The following is a 1,679-nucleotide window of genomic DNA, read 5'->3' as shown; positions in this document are numbered from 1 at the left end:
TTATGGCTTCTCTCCAACGTTCCCAAGGCGAACTCACCGAAGCCCTGGTTAATATGGAAAAGGCGATTAACTTAACTGAAGAACTCCGCAGCCTAGCCCCTCCCGGCGAACTCCGCCAAACCTTTTTCTCCACCGTTCAAGACCGTTACCAATTATATATTGAATTGTTAATGGAACTGCATCAACAAAACCCCCAAAAAGGATATGATGCCCTCGCTTTTCACGCCAGCGAACGTTCTCGCGCCCGCCGCCTTTTGGAACTTCTCGCCGAGGCTGGTGCGAATATTCGTGAAGGCGTAGACCCCCAACTTTTGCAGCAGGAACAAAGCCTAATACAACAATTCAACGCCATAGAACATCAACGCCATGAACTCACCCAGGGTCAATTTACCCAAGCACAAATCGATGCACTTACAACTCAATCCCAATCTCTCATTAATCAACTCAATCAACTACAAACCCAAATTAGGGTAGTCAGTCCCAACTATGCTAACCTGCAATATCCCCAACCTCTCAACTTAGAACAAGTGCAGCAACAGGTACTTGATGATGATACCTTGCTGTTACAATATTACCTAGGAGAAGAACGCAGTTTTCTCTGGGCGGTGACTAAGGATAGTATCACCAGCTATATTCTGCCCAACTCAACCGAAATCGAAGCCGTAGCTACCCCCTATCGAGAAGCGATTAACCTTGATAATACCACCACAGTAGCACAGGGATTAGCCCTGAGTGAAATCTTGATTGCTCCCGTAGTTAATCAACTGAATAATCAACGGTTATTGATAGTCGCAGATGGGATTTTACAATTCATTCCCTTTGTCGCTTTACCCATACCTTCTCAACCCGATACCCCCCTATTAGTGGAACATGAAATCGTCACCGCTTCCTCAGCTACTCTCATTGCTAATCAACGAGAACAATTAGCCAATCGACCGACGGCTGCCAAAGCTGTTGCGGTGATTGCTGACCCGATTTTTGAATCCAACGACCCGCGCTTAAATTCTCAAATATCCTCCGAAAATAACCCTCCCAGCTTAGATAATTTAGCCTTAGCTAGGGCGACCAGAAGTTTAGGTTTAGGAGATACAGCCCCCCAGTTAGACCGCTTAAAATATAGCAGATTGGAAGCCCAAAATATCGCGGAATTATTCCCGGAAAATGAAAGAATCAAAGCCTTAGATTTTGAGGCTTCCCGCTACCTAGCGACTCACCCCAATTTATCGCAATATCAAATCATCCACTTCGCGACTCATGGGTTAATTGATCCAGTCAACCCGGAATTATCAGGATTAGTGTTATCATTATTTAATCCCCAGGGAGAATCGGATAATGGCTTTTTGCGGTTAAATGATATATTTAACCTAAATTTACCCGCCGAATTAGTGGTATTAAGCGCCTGTCAGACTGGTTTAGGTCGGGAAGTGAGGGGAGAGGGATTAGTGGGTTTAACTCGCGGTTTTATGTATGCAGGAGCGCGGCGAGTGGTGGTGAGTTTATGGAATGTGAATGATTTAGCGACTTCCCAGTTAATGACGAGGTTTTATCAGCAGATGTTGAATGAGAATCAACCGCCCATTATAGCTTTAAGACAAGCACAATTAGAGATGTGGAATTCGGGTCAATGGCAGTCTCCCTATTATTGGGGTGCGTTTACTATTCAAGGAGATTGGCGGTAA

The 1,679-nt window shown here is 45.0% G+C and carries 1 protein-coding gene; it reads left to right on the top strand.

From position 1 onward, the window contains the following. On the top strand, positions 1-1,679 hold a 1,679-nt coding region (locus P5683_RS24580), incomplete at its 5' end, for a CHAT domain-containing protein (protein WP_396442937.1).

The sequence above is a fragment of the Limnospira sp. PMC 1279.21 genome (assembly GCF_032349615.1).
GTDB lineage: Bacteria > Cyanobacteriota > Cyanobacteriia > Cyanobacteriales > Microcoleaceae > Limnospira > Limnospira fusiformis.
The sequence above is the reverse complement of the archived record's forward strand: the minus strand, read 5'-3'. Positions and strand labels throughout refer to the sequence as shown.